Raw genomic sequence first — 17944 nt, 5'->3', positions numbered from 1 at the left:
AGGGGAGTTCAATATGACAACAGAAGTAGAGACAAAAGTTGAGCAGCCAGTTGAAACGAAGGTAGAAGTATATAAACCGAAAAATCATGTCCGTTTCGTAACGGCATCAAGCTTATTTGATGGGCATGATGTATCGGTCAACATCATGCGTCGAATTTTGCAATCAAGCGGAGCAGAAGTCATCCATCTAGGACATAATCGCTCAGTAGAGGAAGTGGTAAATGCTGCTATCCAGGAGGACGCACAGGGCATTGCCGTTTCAAGCTATCAGGGCGGTCATATGGAATATTTCAAGTACATGTATGATTTGCTTCGTGAAAAAGGGGCTCCGCATATTAAAATCTACGGCGGAGGGGGCGGCGTTATTCTGCCGCGCGAAATTAAAGAGCTGCATGATTACGGTATTAACGGTATCTTCTCACCGGAAGATGGCCGGCGTCTTGGTTTGCAGGGGATGATTAATGAAAAAATGAAAGGGGCAGATTTCTCCACAATAAATGGCGATTATTTGGAAAAGCTGGAGAAGCTCACACCGGAAACACCGGAAATTTTAGCGAATCTGATTACCGCTGCTGAAACAGGCGGCGAAGGAGTAGAGGAGCTGCTGAACGCTGCAAGAGCAAATACGAAAAAAACGCCGGTGCTTGGTATTACAGGTACAGGGGGGGCAGGGAAATCATCGCTGACAGATGAGCTGATCCGGCGCTTCCTGCAGGAGTTCCCGGACAAACGGGTCGCGATTGTTTCAGTCGATCCGACGAAACAAAAAACAGGAGGAGCGCTTCTTGGAGACCGTATCCGCATGAATGCAATCTTTAATAATCGAGTGTATATGCGCAGCTTGGCCACACGCGGCTCCCGGACTGAGCTGTCGGCATCCATTGGTGATGTACTGGATGTTGTCAAAGCGGCCGGCTACGACCTTATCATTGTAGAAACGAGCGGCATCGGGCAAGGGGATGCGGAAATCACGAAATATACGGATCTTTCTATGTATGTGATGACAAGTGAGTTTGGTGCACCAACACAGCTTGAAAAAATTGATATGATCGACTATGCAGATTTAATTGCTATCAATAAATTCGAGCGTAAAGGTTCTGAGGACGCGCTTCGCCAAGTGCAAAAGCAAATGCAGCGTTCCCGTGAAATGTGGGAGACGAATTTAGACGATATGCCTGTATACGGAACAATTGCCTCTCAATTTAATGACAAAGGAACAAACTCATTGTTTGCAGCTATCGTGCGTCTTATTAATGAAAAGCTTGGATACAATTGGGAGACGTCCTATGAACAATCGATCAAGACACAAAAACAAGATGTGATTATTCCAAATGACCGCCGCTATTATTTACGCGAAATTACAGATGCGGTGCGCGGTTACCATAAGCGAGCAGCTCAGCAGGTAGAGCTGGCACGCAAGCTATACCAGCTGGAAGGAACATTAAAGCAGCTGCCGGCAGGGGAAGATGCACTGATTGCTTCAATCACTTCATTAATTGACGGAGTTCGTGGAGAGCTTTCTACAGAATCGAAGAAAATCCTCGACAACTGGAAAACGTTGAAGGAAGCATACAGCGGTGATGAATATGTAACGAAGGTTCGCGATAAGGAAATCCGCACCGTCCTGACAACAACATCATTATCCGGTACGAAGATTCCAAAAGTAGCGCTGCCGAAGTTTGAAGATTACGGGGAAATCCTGCGGTGGGTGTATGCGGAAAATGTACCCGGCTCATTCCCTTACACAGCTGGGGTGTTCCCATTCAAGCGCGAAGGGGAAGATCCAAAACGCCAATTTGCCGGAGAAGGCACACCGGAGCGTACGAATAAACGTTTCCACTATTTATCGAAGGACGATGATGCAAAGCGTCTGTCTACAGCATTTGACTCGGTAACATTATACGGGGAAGACCCGCATATCCGACCTGATATTTACGGCAAGGTAGGAGAATCAGGAGTAAGCATTTGTACACTCGATGATATGAAGAAACTTTATGACGGTTTTGATTTGTGTGCCCCAAGCACATCTGTTTCCATGACTATTAACGGGCCGGCGCCAATCATCCTGGCTATGTTTATGAATACGGCCATCGATCAGCAGGTACGCAAGCGCGAGGAGGAACTCGGACGTCCTTTAACGGTCGAGGAATTTACAGACACACGTGAAAAGACGCTTCAAGTTGTCCGCGGAACTGTACAGGCAGATATTTTAAAAGAGGATCAAGGGCAAAATACATGTATTTTCTCGACAGAGTTTGCGCTGCGTATGATGGGGGATATTCAACAGTATTTCATCGATCATAAAGTACGTAACTACTATTCTGTATCCATTTCGGGCTACCATATTGCCGAGGCCGGGGCGAATCCGATTTCCCAGCTGGCGTTTACACTGGCAAACGGCTTTACGTATGTAGAGTACTATTTAAGCCGCGGCATGCATATTGATGACTTTGCACCAAACTTGTCGTTCTTCTTCTCAAACGGCCTGGATCCGGAATATACGGTAATCGGCCGGGTAGCACGCCGCATCTGGTCCATTGTCATGCGGGATAAATATGGTGCAAATGAACGCTCGCAAAAACTGAAATACCATATTCAAACGTCAGGGCGCAGTCTGCATGCGCAGGAAATTGATTTTAATGATATTCGCACAACACTGCAAGCCTTAATGGCCCTGCATGATAACTGTAATTCTCTCCATACTAATGCATATGATGAAGCGATTACAACTCCGACGGAAGAATCTGTACGACGAGCGATGGCTATTCAGATGATCATTACAAAGGAACATGGACTGACGAAAAATGAAAACCCGCTTCAAGGGGCATTTATCATTGAAGAACTGACAGACCTTGTGGAGCAGGCAGTACTTGATGAGTTTGATCGCATCAACGACCGCGGTGGTGTACTCGGCGCAATGGAAACACAATACCAGCGTGGGAAAATTCAAGAGGAATCTATGTATTATGAGCACTTGAAACATTCAGGTGAGCTGCCGATTATCGGGGTGAACACATATTTAAACCCGAATCCGCCATCTGATGAAGACATTAACTCTATGCAAATCGCGCGTGCTTCTAAGGAAGAAAAAGATGCACAAATCAATAATCTCAAGACATTCCAGGAACGTCATAGTGACAAGAGTACGGAGGCGCTCAATCGCCTGAAGAAAGCTGCCGTAACTGGAGGGAATATTTTCGAAGAATTGATGGAGACGGTAAAGGTAGCGAGTCTTGGTCAAATTACGCATACGCTTTATGAGGTAGGCGGTCAATATCGTCGCAATATGTAAAAAGTATTACCGGCTAGATGGGAATAGCATATTTCCCGTCTAGCTTGCTATTTGCCTGTTATTCCGACATACTTTTCGCACGACGAGCCTGCTGTAATTTTGTATACTGAGTGTAAAGTCAACAAGGGAGGTGGCAGAAGTGGTATCACATGTAAAATATATTGTTATATTTTGTTGTCTAACGGCCACCTATTTCCTTTATAATGAACAATTAGCTTCGATTCCGCTATTGGTTTTGTCTGCTCTTTTCTTTTATATCGGCCTGAAAGAAATGTCGAAATTAAAAAACAATAAATGAAACTAGCATAGTACTATCATGTGTGTATATAATGGGTATTATGCTTAGAAAATGTAATAAATGAAGGGACGTGCACGATTTGAACTTTCGTGAAATGACAAAAGAACAATTAGCAGAAGAATCGTTAATTGATTTAGCATACGCTTTTTTAGAAGAACGTAAATCTGCAATCGCATTTGCCGATCTAGTAAAAGAGCTTCAAAGCTTAAATGGGTTTTCAGATGAGGAAATAAAATCTCGTCTTGTCCAATTTTATACAGATATGAACATAGATGGTCGCTTTTTACTAAACCATGAGAGCGGCTGGGGTCTTCGTGAATGGTATAAAGTGGAGACGATCGAAGAAGAAACAGCTCCAACTGTAAAGACACGTAAGAAAAAATCTAAAGCGGTTATCGACGATGAGGACGAAATCATCGAGCTTGATGAAGAAGATATCGTATTTGATGAAGATTTCGACGAGTTTACAGACGATGAAGAGGAAGAAGAAGACGAAATCGAGGAAGACGATGCTCTTGAATTTGTCGAGGAAGATATCGAGGATCTAGATGCGGATATTGATGAAGAATTAATTCCGGAAGAGGAAGAGGAATTCGTCATTGATGATGAGGAAGAAGAAGAAGATCTTGATGACCTGGAAGACTTCGACGAGGAAGAAGAAAAGTAATAGTAGAAGCATGGGCAAGCTGCCCATGCTTTTTTATGTTTTATCAAGAAGAGTACGGCAGTAACCTTCTAGGGACTGCTTCCACGGTGCAGGATTACTTTCTTTTCAGGTATGAAAACACAGATAGAAGTCTTCAAGGTAAAAGTGCTTGACTTCTTTTTCACTTCCGTATAATCTTTTACTTGGGCTCCTTTAAAAAGGAGAATGACCGTATAAGTTATACGCTCCCCCTGCTCGTGTGCAGGTGGGGCGTTTTTTATTTTTTATAGCAAAAGTTCGTAACGCAGTGTATGTACTGGCTGGCTTTGGCTGCCATGGGCTGAGTTTGAGGTGTTGAAATAGGGAGGAAATCCTTCCTACCCCTATTAAAAAAAGAGGCATTGTGAAGGCGTTTTTTGGCCGGCAGATGCCTTTCCAATTTTTAAGGAGGAATTTAGAATGACAAAGTATATTTTCGTAACGGGTGGGGTTGTTTCGTCGCTTGGGAAAGGAATCGTTGCTGCATCTTTAGGACGTTTACTAAAAAACCGGGGTCTGGAAGTAACTATTCAAAAGTTTGACCCATATTTAAACATTGACCCGGGTACAATGAGCCCATACCAACATGGTGAAGTATTTGTAACGGATGATGGCGCGGAAGCCGACTTGGATTTAGGTCACTATGAACGCTTTATCGACATCAATTTAGGAAAGCACTCAACAGTTACATCAGGCCGTGTATATCAATCCGTTCTGCAAAAAGAGCGCCGTGGCGATTACAACGGTGGTACTGTTCAAGTAATTCCTCACATTACAAATGAAATCAAAGACCGGATCCAACGCGCCGGCCGTGAAACAAATGCCGATGTAGTGATTACAGAAGTAGGCGGTACAGTAGGGGATATCGAATCGCTGCCATTTTTAGAAGCCATCCGCCAAATGAAAACAAATCTTGGCCATAACAATGTTATGTATGTTCATTGTACATTAATCCCTTACATTAAAGCGGCAGGGGAAATGAAAACAAAACCGACACAGCACTCGGTAAAAGAGCTGCGTTCATTAGGTATCCAGCCAAATATTATCGTTGTACGTACGGAACAGGCAATTTCACAAGAAATGAAAGATAAATTAGCGTTATTCTGTGACGTACAGCCACATGAAATCATTGAATCACGTGATGCAGAGCATTTATATGAAGTGCCGTTAAACCTTCATGCACAGGACTTTGATGATATCGTGCTGGAACACTTTGGCATTCAAGCGCCGGAAGCAGATATGTCCGAGTGGAAAGAGCTTGTAGAAAAAGTGAAAAACCTAAAAAATAAAACACGTATTGCACTTGTAGGGAAATATGTGGAACTACAAGATGCTTATATTTCTGTAGCTGAGGCATTGAAGCATGCGGGCTATGCATACGATTCAGAAATCGAAATCGACTGGGTAAATGCAGAAGATGTGACAGCTGAAAATGTAGCACAGCTGCTTGGACAAGCAGATGGTATTCTAGTTCCTGGAGGCTTTGGAGACCGCGGAGTAGAAGGCAAAATCGAAGCGATCCGCTATGCGCGTGAGAACGATGTGCCATTCTTCGGTATTTGTCTAGGCATGCAATTAGCGACAGTGGAATTTGCGCGAAATGTATTAGGTTTACAAGGCGCACATTCAACGGAACTAGATAAAAACACACCATATCCAATCATTGATTTCCTTCCAGATCAATCAGAGGATACAGATCTTGGGGGTACATTACGTCTAGGCTTATATCCATGTAAATTAAAAGAAGGATCTCGTGCACGTGAATGCTACAATGGAGAAGAGCTTGTGTACGAGCGTCACCGTCACCGCTATGAATTCAATAATGAATTCCGTGAAGCAATGGAAGCAGCAGGGCTTGTGTTCTCAGGTGTATCTCCTGATAACAAACTTGTTGAAATTATTGAGTTACCTGAGAAGAAATTCTTTGTAGCTGGGCAATTCCACCCAGAGTTAGTATCTCGTCCACAACGTCCACAGCCGCTGTTCCGTGAATTTGTAGGTGCAGCATTTAACAACCGTAAATAATTAGTCGTTTCTGATGGAGACGAACGAATGTAGAACAGCGGGAAAAACATTACGTTTTTTCCGCTTTTTTATGAGGTCAGCATAGGCTTATTCAGGGATGTATGAGATCCTAACGAACTTCATATTAAAAAGCCCTCAACAATCCATATAAGGAAAGCCAAGGGCGGAAAAGTCTGCAGGGTTTTTATAAAACTTTATATTACTCCTCTTATTAATGTCTATATACGAACCTCGTACATTAGGTGTAACTGCCTAATGGGCTCTTCATCTGCCAGCAACTAGATATGAATAATACCTATTAATGTTGCAATGAATAATAACAAGATACTCAATCCCCACATCCAGAAGAAGGAGTACTTTAGGTGCTTGCCCATTTCTAGTCCAGATAATCCCAGAGCCAGCCAAACAGCCGGAGCTAGTGGTGATACGAATGTCCCGACGATATTGCCAATGATCATCGCATAAGCTGTGGATAAAGAATCGATATCGAAGGAAAGACCGATCTGCTCAACGACAGGAAATAGTGCGAAATAATAAGCATCTGTACTTAGTAATAAATCAAATGGTACTCCTAATATACCTACAATAATATGAAGGTAGGAAGACATGAAGGAAGGCATAATTTGTACTGCATCATTGGCAATAGCAGTCAGCATGCCTGTGCCATTCAAGATGCCTAAAAACAGGCCGGCAGCAATAATAATGGAGGCCATCGTCAAGGCATTAGGAGCATGTGCACGGATCCGCTCCATTTGATCCTTTGTAGAACGATAGTTGATGGGCAATGCAATAGCAACTCCGATCAAAAAGGCGAGCCCTGCAGGAATGATGCCAGCCACCAATGTTCCAATTACAAGAATAGAAACAAGTGCATTGATCCAGAGCAGCTTTGGACGTTGAAGATCCTTATCCAACTCTGATGAAACAACCCCCATAGAGGAAACTTCATCTTCATTAGAGGCAGCCAGTGAGCCAAACTGACTTACTATACGCTTCTTCTCTCGAATGCCAAAGAAAACAGCTAATACCAACATAAGGATAATTCCGATAATTTGTAAGGGAATTAGAGGGTACCAAAGTTCTGTCACATCTGTTTTCAATACAGATGCTACACGTCCCAACGGCCCGCCCCAAGGTACCATATTTACGATTGCGGCAGCACCGGCAACCAATAATAGCAGCAAATATGGATTCATCCGTAAACGGAGATAGAGCGGCAATAATGCTGGAATTGTAATTAGGAAGGTAGAAGCTCCCGATCCGTCAAGCTGTGCCACAACGGCAATCAAGACAGTGATGATAGCTACCACAACAACATTCCCTTTTGAAAGCGCAATCATTTTGTTGATGAGTGGCTCGAACAATCCTGCATCTTGCATGATGCCGAAGAAGATAATAGCAAAAATAAACATCACCGCAACATTGATAACCGAGCTTATACCGGAATCAAAGAATTCCCCTATATCTGCCAGACTAAAGCCCGCAATTAAGGCACCGATAATTGGAGGGATAACCATAGCTACCAAGGGAGACACGCGGCCACTGATTAGAAGGGTTATAATTACTAAAATAGTTAAAAATCCTATAATACTTAAACTCATTTTATTTTCTCCCCTTTATTTTCATTGTTTTTTGAGTTTTTCTAAAAATAACACAATTATGATAAGGGGAGAATAATATGGTGATATTTTATATAAAGTTAATAATTTTAATTTTGTTCATAAGTTTCACGATAAGTATATTTCCGTTCTGGACGACCGACTGAACCGTAGATCAACTTTGTTTCGAGAAATTGCTCAGCTACTAAATATTCTAGGTAACGCCGGGCAGTCGAACGGCTTGTCCCGATTTCTTCACTAAGCCTGGAGGCAGTCATCTCCTCAACGGCATTATCCTCAAACAGCGATTTTACAGATTGTAAGGTATGAAAATCGATTCCCTTTGCGGCAGGCTCATGCTGTCCCTCTTTGAAGGTTGAAGAGAATAATTCATCTATCTCTTTTTGAGACAGATGCTCTTTGGCTAAGAACAGTTTTTCAACGTACCGATAACGGTCTATGGATTGGGATAATCGCTGGACCTCGAAGGGCTTGATAATATAATCGAAGACACCGAGGTTCATAATATCTTGCACATGCTCTGCTTCAGAGGCTGCAGAAATAATGATGATTTTGATAGCAGAGTAGAGAGAGCGAATATCTTTTATAAGTGAGTATCCCTCTACATCTGGAATATAAAGATCAAGCAGTATAATATCCGGCAAATTAGCTGCCTCTTCTAGTTTTTTTAACGTTTCCTTACCACTACGCAAATTTTCCAGCACAGTACAGGACCCAATATCATTTACGTAATCGGCATGGATTTGAGCGACACGGAAGTCATCCTCCACAATCCATACGCCTACTGTTTTTGTCATGATTCTTCCTCCTATCTAGGTAAAATAATTAAGAAACAAGCACCGGGAAGATCTCCCTCATCGAGCAGGATTTCTCCACCAACTGACTGCAATGCTTGTTTGCTGATGGCCAATCCATGTCCGCGATCCATTCCTTCTTTTGTGGACACGCCACGTGCAAATAAGGTAGCATACAGTTCTTCACTGACACCGTGTCCGCTGTCTTGAATTTCAAAAAGGATACGATCCTTATATTCATCAATCGATATCTGGATTAACTTAAGGGAGGAGTGCTTTATACCCCGAACCGCTTCAATAGCATTTTGCAGCACATTCCCAAGAGCTGTCAGAAGGGCTTCTTCCTGCTTGGCATTTAATGTACTAGATAAATGGCATTCCTTAAGCTCCATGCTGATACCTAATTCCGCTGCCTCGGTAATTTTCCCCTGAATTAAAGCAAAGAGAAGGGGACTCTTCGAATTGCTGTTCAACATCTTTTTAACCTGTCCCTGGATGTTTTTCTCTCTTTTAATATATTGAATAGCCTCTTCGTATTTCTTATGAACGAGTAACCCTAAAATGATATGTAGTTTGTTTGCATATTCATGAGTCTGAGCACGCTGCATATTGGCGCGTTGCTTTGCCTGTTTCAATTCATCTGCAATCCTTTGGATGTCTGTCTTGTTACGCATTGTATATAAAGAGCCGATTTGTTTATTCTTTTCGAGCAGCGGTGCCTTGTTGAGGATGATAATCGAACCATCCAAGGAAATCTCCAGGTTCCTAATAGTATCCCGAAGAGCAATCTCACGGGTGAAAATATGCTGGATATCCGTACCCATCCATTTGGAGAGGGGGGCCTTTTTATTTGGATCGATCATTTCATAGGCACTGTGGTTGATGGTCGTAATATTTCTATCGGGGCCGACAGCTAGAATCCCTTCCATAGTTGTTTCCAGAATTATTTTATGCTGCTCGTATAATTTCGCAATCTGTACAGGTTCCATATTAAAAAGCAGCCTTTTTATATAAAAGGAAATGAGAAATGCGCCTGCAATGCCAAAACTGAACAAAAGGGCGGCGTACATTAACCACCTTTTAAAAGAATCCTGAATCATATGGTCAATATTTTTTGCTAGAAATCCAACTGATACAACACCAATGATTTCATTGTTTTTTATAAGGGGTACCTTTCCACGAATGGATAGTCCAAGGGAACCTCTAGTTTTTGAAACATAGGACTTCCCATTCACTAAGACATCTTCATTGTCTCCACCGATCATTTGTCCGCCAATCTTTCCGGGAATGGGGTGTGAATAACGTGTACCTTCTTTATTGCCGATGACAATAAAGGCAGCACCGATTTCCTGTTGGATTTTCGTCGTAATGGGCTGGATCACTTCGCTCGGATTCTCGGAATCGAAAGCTTCAATTATTTCCGACATGGAAGCGATAGTCGAGGCAATATTAAGCGCCTGTGTTGCCATCTGATTTTCTGTCATATTCCGAATATGGTCTTGTAGCAAATATAAAAATGTTCCACAAATAAAGATAATCAATACACTAATTAAGGAAATCATTTTAAAGGTGATAGTATGAAACCAGTTCTTCATTTCTTAACCTCCATTCAACTGCCTATTCTATAGTAAATGAACATACAAAAATTTATAGGATTTAAAAAAGTATTTGGACCAGGTCCAAATACTTTAAGAAGGAGGGGGAGAGTCTGCTTCCTCCTCCAATTTGTCTTCTACTTATACTATATGGCAGAAATGCCAGATTATCTTTCTATGCAAACGGAGAAACAGGCGGTTCCTCATCCTCTTCATCATCCGCTACCATTTCATCGTATTCCATTTTAATTGCTTCATAAATAAATAGGGCGGCCATTAAATGCGGAAAGACAACCCGTTCCCCTAGTTTGGAAGGGTGTGGAAGGATACCGCCTCGGATTTTCATGCTAATATAAGTATAGGCAAGCTCGCTTAATTCATTATCACTGTCCGCCGGCTCGCTGGCAATAGCCGCAAATGGAATGAATAGGTCGTATAGTTTTTGAGCTAAAGCTACAGCCTCTTCATTTTGGCAGCTGCGGGTAAAAATAATGACACGGTCTGCTTCAGTAAGCTGAGCCTCAGGAGACCAAGGGACCGCTTTTATGAATGGAGCTGCTCCTTCTAGCGCATTTATTTCTACTCCCTTCAGCTCCCCAAAGCAGGCAAAGTATACATTGCCTTGTCCAATCCCAGCCTGGGCGAGCAAACGGGCAGTATCCTCAATCGCTTCTTCTTCGCTTGTTTGGATGCGCTGCAGCAGCCCAGTCATCTGTGTAGTTAAAATTTTTGACATAATTCCACCTCCTCTTCATTATAGGTTTTGAAAATTTAAATTGCAAAACGAGAAAATTATCCTGATATTAGAAGGAATTAGAGAATAAGGAAAGAATATAGTACGGTAAAATAAGCCGAGGAGAAATACAAACGTGAAAAAAATCTTAATTGTCGATGATCAACCAGGCATTAGACTTTTATTAAATGAATTGTTTAAAAAAGAGAAGTATATGCCGCATTTAGCAGCGAATGGTATGGAAGCTTTAAAAATCTTCGATGAAGAACCAATTGACTGCGTATTGCTGGATATGAAAATTCCCGGCATGAATGGCATCGAAATTTTGGAGCAGCTAAAGGCGAAAAATGAACGCATTCCCGTCATTATGATGACAGCGTACGGTGAGCAGGAGTTAATAGACGAGGCAATGCAGCTTGGAGCCTCCCGTTATTTTACAAAGCCATTCAATATTTTCGAGGTGCTAAATGAGGTAAATAGTATTTTGAAGGTTTAAAGACACAGTAAAATTGTGAAAAGTATGGATATGCCCCGTGCAGGCAGTGGCGAATGCTGCCTGTTTTTGTTATGATGGGGTTGAATGTTTTCTTATAAAATATTTAGCATCCTTAAGGAGGACTTTCATCATGGCGTTAGTTTCAATGAAAGAAATGTTAATTAAAGCAAAAGCTGAAAAATATGCGGTAGGTCAATTTAATATCAATAACTTGGAATTTACACAAGCTATTCTACAAGCAGCTCAGGAAGAAAACTCACCTGTTATTTTAGGTGTTTCTGAAGGTGCTGGTAAATATATGGGCGGCTTCGTGGCAGTCGTACATATGGTGAAAGGCTTAATTGAAAGCTACAATATTACAGTTCCGGTAGCAATCCACCTGGACCACGGTTCCTCATTTGAGAAATGTAAAGAAGCAATTGACGCAGGCTTTACATCCGTAATGATCGATGCATCTCATCACCCATTCGAAGAAAACGTAAAAATCACACAACAAGTAGTGGAATATGCACATGCAAAAGGTGTTTCAGTTGAAGCAGAGCTTGGGACAGTCGGCGGCGAAGAAGATGGCGTAATCGGCGGTATCAATTATGCAGACCCGCAGGAATGCAAAAACCTTGTAGAGCAAACAGAAATTGACTGTTTAGCACCAGCACTGGGCTCTGTACACGGTCCTTACAAAGGTGAACCTAACCTAGGTTTCAAGGAAATGGAGGAAATTTCACAACTTGCAGACCTTCCATTAGTTTTACACGGAGGTACTGGTATCCCAACACATGATATTCAACGTGCCATTTCCCTTGGTACAGCGAAAATCAATGTTAATACGGAAAATCAAATCGCTGCTACAAAAGCAATTCGTGAAATTTTGAATAACGATCAAAAAGTATATGATCCACGTAAATATTTAGCACCTGCTCGCGAAGCTATCAAAACTACGGTAATTGGTAAAATGCGCGAATTCGGTAGCTCTCAAAAAGCGTAATAAATCGACGGTTGATAGCAGGAGAAGAGTCTGGAATTCAGGCCTTCTCCTGATTTAGGATAAAGAAATATCTGTGCGAACAGGCACCAGGAGGAAGAAGTATGAAATTTTTTATTGATACAGCCAATTTTGATGAAATCAAAGAAGCCCACGCTTGGGGAATTCTATCAGGGGTTACGACAAACCCATCATTAGTAGCGAAAGAAGCGAATATTTCTTTCCACGACCGCCTGCGTGAAATTGCAGAGTTAGTAGACGGTTCTGTCAGCGGAGAAGTAATCTCTCTAGACGCGGAAGGTATGATTAAGGAAGGCTTGGAGCTTGCAGCAATTCACCCGAATATTACAGTGAAATTACCAATGACACCAGAAGGGTTAAAAGCTTGTAAATTCTTCTCCGAAAAAGGGATCAAAACGAATGTTACTTTAATCTTTTCGGCTAACCAGGCATTGATGGCAGCTCGTTCAGGCGCAACATATGTTTCGCCGTTTTTAGGTCGCCTTGATGATATCGGTCATAATGGTGTGGAGCTGATTTCAACAATTGCTGATATCTTTACAATTCACGATATCAAAACAGAAATTATCGCAGCATCCATCCGCCATCCTCAACATATTACAGAAGCGGCATTAGCTGGTGCTCATATTTCAACAACACCATTCAAGGTATTAAAACAATTATTTAACCATCCATTAACTGACAAGGGTATTGAAGGATTTTTAGCGGATTGGTCAAAGCGTGAAGGACAATAATAAAAGAAATACGCTTTCTAAATTGATGAGGAGATAACGCTTCATGGATGTTTACAAAATAAACGGAGGGCACCGCTTACAAGGTACGATTAAAGTGAGCGGGGCAAAGAATAGTGCTGTTGCTTTAATTCCTGCATCCATATTGGCGAATTCCCCTGTTACAATCGGAGGAATTCCGGGAATTTCAGATGCTTGGACATTAAAAGCATTACTTGAAGAACTTGGCGGTGAAGTGTCGTTTGAGAACGGCACGATGACGATTGATCCATCGAATATGATTGCCATGCCTCTGCCGAATGGCAATGTAAAGAAACTGCGTGCCTCCTATTATTTAATGGGGGCAATGCTCGGACGCTTCAAAAAAGCTGTGATTGGCCTGCCCGGTGGCTGCTTTTTAGGCCCGAGACCAATTGACCAGCATATTAAAGGATTTGAGGCGCTCGGTGCAAAAGTGACAAATGAGCATGGGGCTATTTATCTTCGGGCAGACGAGCTGCGCGGTGCTAAAATTTACTTGGACGTGGCAAGTGTGGGCGCGACAATTAACATTATGCTTGCTGCCGTGTTGGCAAAAGGACGCACGATTATTGAAAATGCCGCAAAAGAGCCGGAAATCATCGATGTGGCCACACTCCTTTCAAACATGGGAGCAAAAATTAAAGGAGCGGGTACAAGTGTTATTCGGATTGATGGGGTAGAGGAATTACACGGTACAAAGCATACGATTATCCCGGACCGTATTGAAGCGGCAACATTCATGATCATGGCTGCTGCCATTGGTGATGGTGTGACAATCGATAATGTAATTCCGCTGCATCTGGACTCCGTTACGGCAAAACTTCGGGAAATGGGCGTCGTTGTGGAAGAGGATGAGGAAAGCATCTTTATCCCAAAACAGGGAACGCTGCATGCGGTTGACGTTAAAACACTTGTGTATCCTGGTTTTCCGACAGATGTACAGCAGCCATTATCCGTACTCATGTCACAGGCGGTAGGTGCTTCAAAGGTGACAGATACGATTTACTCAGCACGTTTTAAGCATATCGATGAGCTGCGCCGGATGAATGCAAAAGCGCGGGTAGAAGGCAATACCGCCATCATTGAAGGTCCTGCACAGCTTGAAGGTTCAGTGGTGACTGCAACAGACCTGCGTGCTGGAGCGGCGCTTGTTTTAGCGGGCATCCTCGCAAAAGGGGAAACAGAGATCCATGATATTTATCATATTGAGCGCGGCTACAGTTCGCTGATTGAAAAGCTTTGTGCGCTCGGGGCCGACATACGGCGGGAAACGATTTTAACAACTGATAAAACTGTCTAGATTGACCGGACGATGAATATGTTACAATGTAGTAAGCAGTGAAATTTAAGTTAAGGTTTTGGTTTAGGCAAGTATATAGCTGCCTAGACATTTGCGCTGCCCTATCCGGCCGGGAAAGACCGGGGGCAGCTGTAAATGTGCTTTTCTAAGCTGGCCGAAAACAGGAGGCAAATTAACAATGGAACGTAGTTTATCAATGGAAGTCGTGCGCGTTACAGAAACTGCAGCAATCGCTTCAGCAAAGTGGATGGGACGCGGACTGAAAAACGAAGCAGATGACGCAGCAACAACAGCAATGCGCCACATGTTTGATACAATTCCGATGCATGCAACAGTAGTCATCGGGGAAGGCGAAATGGATGAAGCACCAATGCTTTACATTGGTGAAGAGCTTGGTTTGCGTAATGGCGGCCCGGAAGTAGATATCGCTGTAGATCCACTGGAAGGCACAAATATTGTGGCAAAAGGGACAAACGGAGCGATGACAGTGCTTGCTATTGCAGACCGTGGCAATCTACTGAACGCACCTGATATGTATATGGAAAAAATCGCTGTTGGACCTGAAGCGGCAGGAAAAGTAGATATTAATGCTTCTGTCACGTATAATTTACTTCAAGTAGCGAAGGCGAAAAACAAAGACGTATCCGATGTAGTGGCAACATTACTGGACCGTCCGCGTCATCAGGCGATCGTAGATGAAATCCGTGAAGCAGGTGCCCGTATCAAATTTATACAAGATGGCGATGTAGGTGCTGCGATCAATACAGCATTCGATGAGACGGGTATTGATATTATGTTCGGTACTGGTGGTGCTCCTGAAGGTGTAATTGCTGCTGTAGCCTTGAAATGCCTAGGTGGAGACTTCCAGGCGAAACTTGTACCAGAAGATGAAGAACAGCTTGCACGATGCAAAAAAATGGGCATTGATGTAGACAAAGTGCTTTATATGGAAGACCTCGTAAAAGGGGATGACGCTATTTTTGCGGCAACAGCTGTAACAGATAGCGAGCTTTTAAGAGGAGTTCAATATAAAGGCGGCTACGCCCTGACACATTCTGTTGTTATGCGCGCGAAAACAGGTACGGTACGCTTTATTGAAGGACGTCATAGCATCAAGAAAAAACCATCAATTATTAAATAACTTCACAATTTACTTGCCCGGCATACTCCGCCGGGCTCTTCTAGCAATGAAAGTTCTCCAACTTCAAGATATTCCGAGATAAGAAAAGAGTATTCGCGTACCGATAGCCGCGACAGCTGCTTGCAGAAGGCTCACAGTGTGCTTGCACGTGAAGAAACTTTCGAAGCGACCCCGAGCGGCTGGTACGAATGCCTAGACACTGATAAAAATAAATAGATAGGAGAAATGTTAATGACAGCTCTTACCATTGCGCAGCTGGAAAATATGACATTAAAAGAGTTATACTCACAAGCGCGTGAATTTAAAATTTCTTATTATAGTAAGCTCAACAAAAAAGAGTTGATTTACGCTATATTAAAGGCTCAATCAGAGCTTGAAGGCTACTTCTTTATGGAAGGCGTGCTTGAGATTGTATCACAGGAAGGCTTTGGCTTCCTTCGCCCCATCAACTATTCACCTTCAAAAGAGGATATTTATATTTCTGCATCCCAAATCCGCCGCTTTGACCTGCGAAACGGGGACAAGGTAACGGGTAAAGTACGCCCTCCAAAAGAGAATGAGCGTTATTATGGACTTCTTCAAGTACAGGCAGTTAACGGAGAGGATCCGGAAGTTGCGAAGGAACGTGTTCACTTTCCAGCATTAACCCCGCTATATCCAGACCGTCAAATCAAGCTTGAAACAGAGCCGAATAAACTATCGACACGCATTATGGATTTAGTAGCCCCTGTAGGTTTTGGTCAGCGTGGCTTGATTGTTGCACCGCCAAAGGCAGGGAAAACATCCCTGTTAAAGGAGATTGCCAATGCCATTACAACAAATTATCCGGAAGCAGAACTTATTGTACTGTTAATCGATGAGCGCCCGGAGGAAGTAACGGACATCGAACGTTCAGTAAACGCGGATGTTGTGTCTTCCACATTTGATGAAGTGCCTGAAAACCATGTGAAGGTGGCTGAAATTGTGCTGGAACGGGCTCGCCGTCTTGTCGAGCATAAGCGTGATGTAATCATTTTAATGGACTCCATTACACGTCTTGCCCGTGCGTACAACCTTGTTATCCCGCCAAGCGGACGTACATTATCGGGTGGTATTGATCCAGCTGCTTTCCACCGTCCGAAGCGCTTCTTCGGTTCAGCACGTAATATTGAAGAAGGAGGCAGCTTGACGATTTTAGCAACTGCCCTTGTCGATACAGGATCTCGTATGGATGAAGTCATCTATGAGGAATTCAAAGGGACAGGCAATCTCGAGCTGCATTTAGACCGCCATCTCGCAGAACGCCGTATTTTCCCGGCGCTTGATATCCGCCGTTCTGGTACGAGGAAAGAAGAACTGCTGTTAGAGCCGGAGCAGCTTGAAAAATTATGGGCAATCCGCAAAACATTCAGCGATTCTCCGGACTTTGCAGAAAAGTTCCTGCGTAAGCTTCGTACGACAAAAACAAACGAGGAATTCTTTGAAAAGCTGAATGAAGATATGAAAAAGGCAACAAAAGGCAAAGGTCTTCTATAAAAGCTAGGCGGGCATTATCCCTTGGGTCAGGAATCGCCGGTAAATCACGGGAAACCGCTGATAAACCTGGCAAAACCGCTGATAAATGGTGTGAAATCGCCGATAAACCGAGAGTAACCGCTGTTAAATTGTATAAAAACAACGATAAACTGGGGAAACATGCCAATATGCGGCAGGAGACTGATCATATTCTATTAAAGAAAGTACGGTTAATAATTTCATTTCTCGGCCTGAATTTTCATGCTTGCATTTCATAGGCGGAGTATGGTATTCTCTTAAAGTATGTAACGTGCACATATGTAGCTGGCTTTACCGCTTTCATTACCGGTACCTGTAATGATCATATTCGGGCTATGTAAGGTGCAGTTCGAATAATACTCTGTTCCGGATGGTTCAGGGCGAGAGGAGAAAACGAATATGAAACAAGGAATTCACCCAGATTACAAAACTGCAACAGTAACTTGCTCTTGCGGTAACTCATTCCAAACTGGTTCAGTAAAAGAAAACATCGTTGTCGAGTTCTGCAACGAATGTCACCCATTCTATACTGGCCGTCAAAAATTCGCGTCTGCTGACGGACGTGTTGATCGTTTCAACAAAAAATACGGTCTTAACAAATAATTGTTCCGTACACAACACCTCACGCCGAGCTGCGTGAGGTGTTATTTTTATAAAACGCCTGCTGATAATTGTGTG

15 protein-coding genes are annotated in these 17944 nt (G+C 42.9%); 10 read left to right on the top strand and 5 right to left on the bottom strand.

What is annotated here, in order from left to right:
* Positions 1-13: 13 nt before the first annotated feature.
* From icmF to BOD01S_RS13600, 3 genes are all read left to right on the top strand, one after another.
* A complete protein-coding gene (gene icmF / locus BOD01S_RS13610) occupies positions 14-3292 on the top strand; it encodes a fused isobutyryl-CoA mutase/GTPase IcmF (protein WP_052124777.1) in 3279 nt (1092 codons plus the stop codon).
* 392 nt (positions 3293-3684) lie between these two features.
* Positions 3685-4257: a DNA-directed RNA polymerase subunit delta gene (gene rpoE, locus BOD01S_RS13605; RefSeq protein WP_174523093.1), complete on the top strand. Its 573-nt coding sequence runs from the start codon at positions 3685-3687 to the stop codon at positions 4255-4257.
* 438 nt (positions 4258-4695) lie between these two features.
* Complete coding sequence (locus tag BOD01S_RS13600; protein ID WP_036153084.1) at positions 4696-6300, top strand: CTP synthase; 1605 nt, start codon at positions 4696-4698, stop codon at positions 6298-6300.
* Positions 6301-6578: 278 nt separating this feature from the next.
* Here BOD01S_RS13600 and BOD01S_RS13595 read toward each other — a convergent pair whose 3' ends face one another.
* From BOD01S_RS13595 to BOD01S_RS13580, 4 genes are all read right to left on the bottom strand, one after another.
* Positions 6579-7901, bottom strand: a complete 1323-nt coding sequence (locus BOD01S_RS13595; RefSeq protein WP_036153082.1) for a CitMHS family transporter — start codon at positions 7899-7901, stop codon at positions 6579-6581.
* A 107-nt stretch (positions 7902-8008) separates the two neighbouring features.
* Positions 8009-8716, bottom strand: a complete 708-nt coding sequence (locus BOD01S_RS13590; RefSeq protein ID WP_036153080.1) for a response regulator — start codon at positions 8714-8716, stop codon at positions 8009-8011.
* An 11-nt stretch (positions 8717-8727) separates the two neighbouring features.
* Entirely contained in the window at positions 8728-10308 is a 1581-nt protein-coding gene (locus BOD01S_RS13585) for an ATP-binding protein (protein WP_036153078.1), read from the bottom strand.
* A 175-nt stretch (positions 10309-10483) separates the two neighbouring features.
* Positions 10484-11044 (bottom strand): DUF2529 family protein, encoded by a 561-nt coding sequence (locus BOD01S_RS13580; protein ID WP_036153075.1) that lies wholly within the window; start codon positions 11042-11044, stop codon positions 10484-10486.
* Positions 11045-11177: 133 nt separating this feature from the next.
* Between BOD01S_RS13580 and BOD01S_RS13575 the strand changes: the two genes are divergently transcribed.
* From BOD01S_RS13575 to rho, 6 genes are all read left to right on the top strand, one after another.
* Positions 11178-11537: a response regulator gene (locus tag BOD01S_RS13575; protein WP_036153072.1), complete on the top strand. Its 360-nt coding sequence runs from the start codon at positions 11178-11180 to the stop codon at positions 11535-11537.
* Between the two features lie 130 nt (positions 11538-11667).
* Positions 11668-12522, top strand: a complete 855-nt coding sequence (locus BOD01S_RS13570) for a class II fructose-bisphosphate aldolase (RefSeq protein WP_036153070.1) — start codon at positions 11668-11670, stop codon at positions 12520-12522.
* Between the two features lie 101 nt (positions 12523-12623).
* Complete coding sequence (fsa, locus tag BOD01S_RS13565; RefSeq protein WP_036153067.1) at positions 12624-13274, top strand: fructose-6-phosphate aldolase; 651 nt, start codon at positions 12624-12626, stop codon at positions 13272-13274.
* 43 nt (positions 13275-13317) lie between these two features.
* Positions 13318-14592 carry a UDP-N-acetylglucosamine 1-carboxyvinyltransferase gene (locus BOD01S_RS13560; RefSeq protein WP_036153064.1) on the top strand — a complete coding sequence of 425 codons (1275 nt, stop codon included), beginning with the start codon at positions 13318-13320 and terminating at the stop codon, positions 14590-14592.
* 178 nt (positions 14593-14770) lie between these two features.
* Positions 14771-15733, top strand: a complete 963-nt coding sequence (glpX, locus tag BOD01S_RS13555; RefSeq protein ID WP_036153060.1) for a class II fructose-bisphosphatase — start codon at positions 14771-14773, stop codon at positions 15731-15733.
* A 231-nt stretch (positions 15734-15964) separates the two neighbouring features.
* The gene (rho, locus tag BOD01S_RS13550; RefSeq protein ID WP_036153058.1) at positions 15965-17248 is read left to right on the top strand and encodes a transcription termination factor Rho; all 1284 of its coding nucleotides are present in this window, start codon (positions 15965-15967) and stop codon (positions 17246-17248) included.
* Positions 17249-17292: 44 nt separating this feature from the next.
* Here rho and BOD01S_RS23555 read toward each other — a convergent pair whose 3' ends face one another.
* Entirely contained in the window at positions 17293-17436 is a 144-nt protein-coding gene (locus BOD01S_RS23555) for a hypothetical protein (protein ID WP_156117012.1), read from the bottom strand.
* A 229-nt stretch (positions 17437-17665) separates the two neighbouring features.
* Between BOD01S_RS23555 and rpmE the strand changes: the two genes are divergently transcribed.
* Positions 17666-17869, top strand: a complete 204-nt coding sequence (gene rpmE / locus BOD01S_RS13545) for a 50S ribosomal protein L31 (RefSeq protein WP_036153055.1) — start codon at positions 17666-17668, stop codon at positions 17867-17869.
* Positions 17870-17944 lie beyond the last annotated feature (75 nt).

It is taken from the genome of Lysinibacillus odysseyi 34hs-1 = NBRC 100172, assembly GCF_001591965.1.
Taxonomy (GTDB): domain Bacteria; phylum Bacillota; class Bacilli; order Bacillales_A; family Planococcaceae; genus Lysinibacillus_B; species Lysinibacillus_B odysseyi.
The sequence above is the reverse complement of the archived record's forward strand: the minus strand, read 5'-3'. Positions and strand labels throughout refer to the sequence as shown.

Excerpts from the sequence above, each read along its gene's own strand:
- BOD01S_RS23555 (WP_156117012.1), bottom strand. The coding sequence starts at position 17,436 with ATGATCAGTCTCCTGCCGCATATTGGCATGTTTCCCCAGTTTATCGTT.
- icmF (WP_052124777.1), top strand. The coding sequence starts at position 14 with ATGACAACAGAAGTAGAGACAAAAGTTGAGCAGCCAGTTGAAACGAAG.
- fsa (WP_036153067.1), top strand. The coding sequence starts at position 12,624 with ATGAAATTTTTTATTGATACAGCCAATTTTGATGAAATCAAAGAAGCC.
- BOD01S_RS13585 (WP_036153078.1), bottom strand. The coding sequence starts at position 10,308 with ATGAAGAACTGGTTTCATACTATCACCTTTAAAATGATTTCCTTAATT.
- rho (WP_036153058.1), top strand. The coding sequence starts at position 15,965 with ATGACAGCTCTTACCATTGCGCAGCTGGAAAATATGACATTAAAAGAG.
- BOD01S_RS13590 (WP_036153080.1), bottom strand. The coding sequence starts at position 8,716 with ATGACAAAAACAGTAGGCGTATGGATTGTGGAGGATGACTTCCGTGTC.
- BOD01S_RS13600 (WP_036153084.1), top strand. The coding sequence starts at position 4,696 with ATGACAAAGTATATTTTCGTAACGGGTGGGGTTGTTTCGTCGCTTGGG.
- BOD01S_RS13560 (WP_036153064.1), top strand. The coding sequence starts at position 13,318 with ATGGATGTTTACAAAATAAACGGAGGGCACCGCTTACAAGGTACGATT.
- BOD01S_RS13580 (WP_036153075.1), bottom strand. The coding sequence starts at position 11,044 with ATGTCAAAAATTTTAACTACACAGATGACTGGGCTGCTGCAGCGCATC.
- BOD01S_RS13595 (WP_036153082.1), bottom strand. The coding sequence starts at position 7,901 with ATGAGTTTAAGTATTATAGGATTTTTAACTATTTTAGTAATTATAACC.
- rpmE (WP_036153055.1), top strand. The coding sequence starts at position 17,666 with ATGAAACAAGGAATTCACCCAGATTACAAAACTGCAACAGTAACTTGC.
- rpoE (WP_174523093.1), top strand. The coding sequence starts at position 3,685 with ATGACAAAAGAACAATTAGCAGAAGAATCGTTAATTGATTTAGCATAC.
- BOD01S_RS13570 (WP_036153070.1), top strand. The coding sequence starts at position 11,668 with ATGGCGTTAGTTTCAATGAAAGAAATGTTAATTAAAGCAAAAGCTGAA.
- glpX (WP_036153060.1), top strand. The coding sequence starts at position 14,771 with ATGGAACGTAGTTTATCAATGGAAGTCGTGCGCGTTACAGAAACTGCA.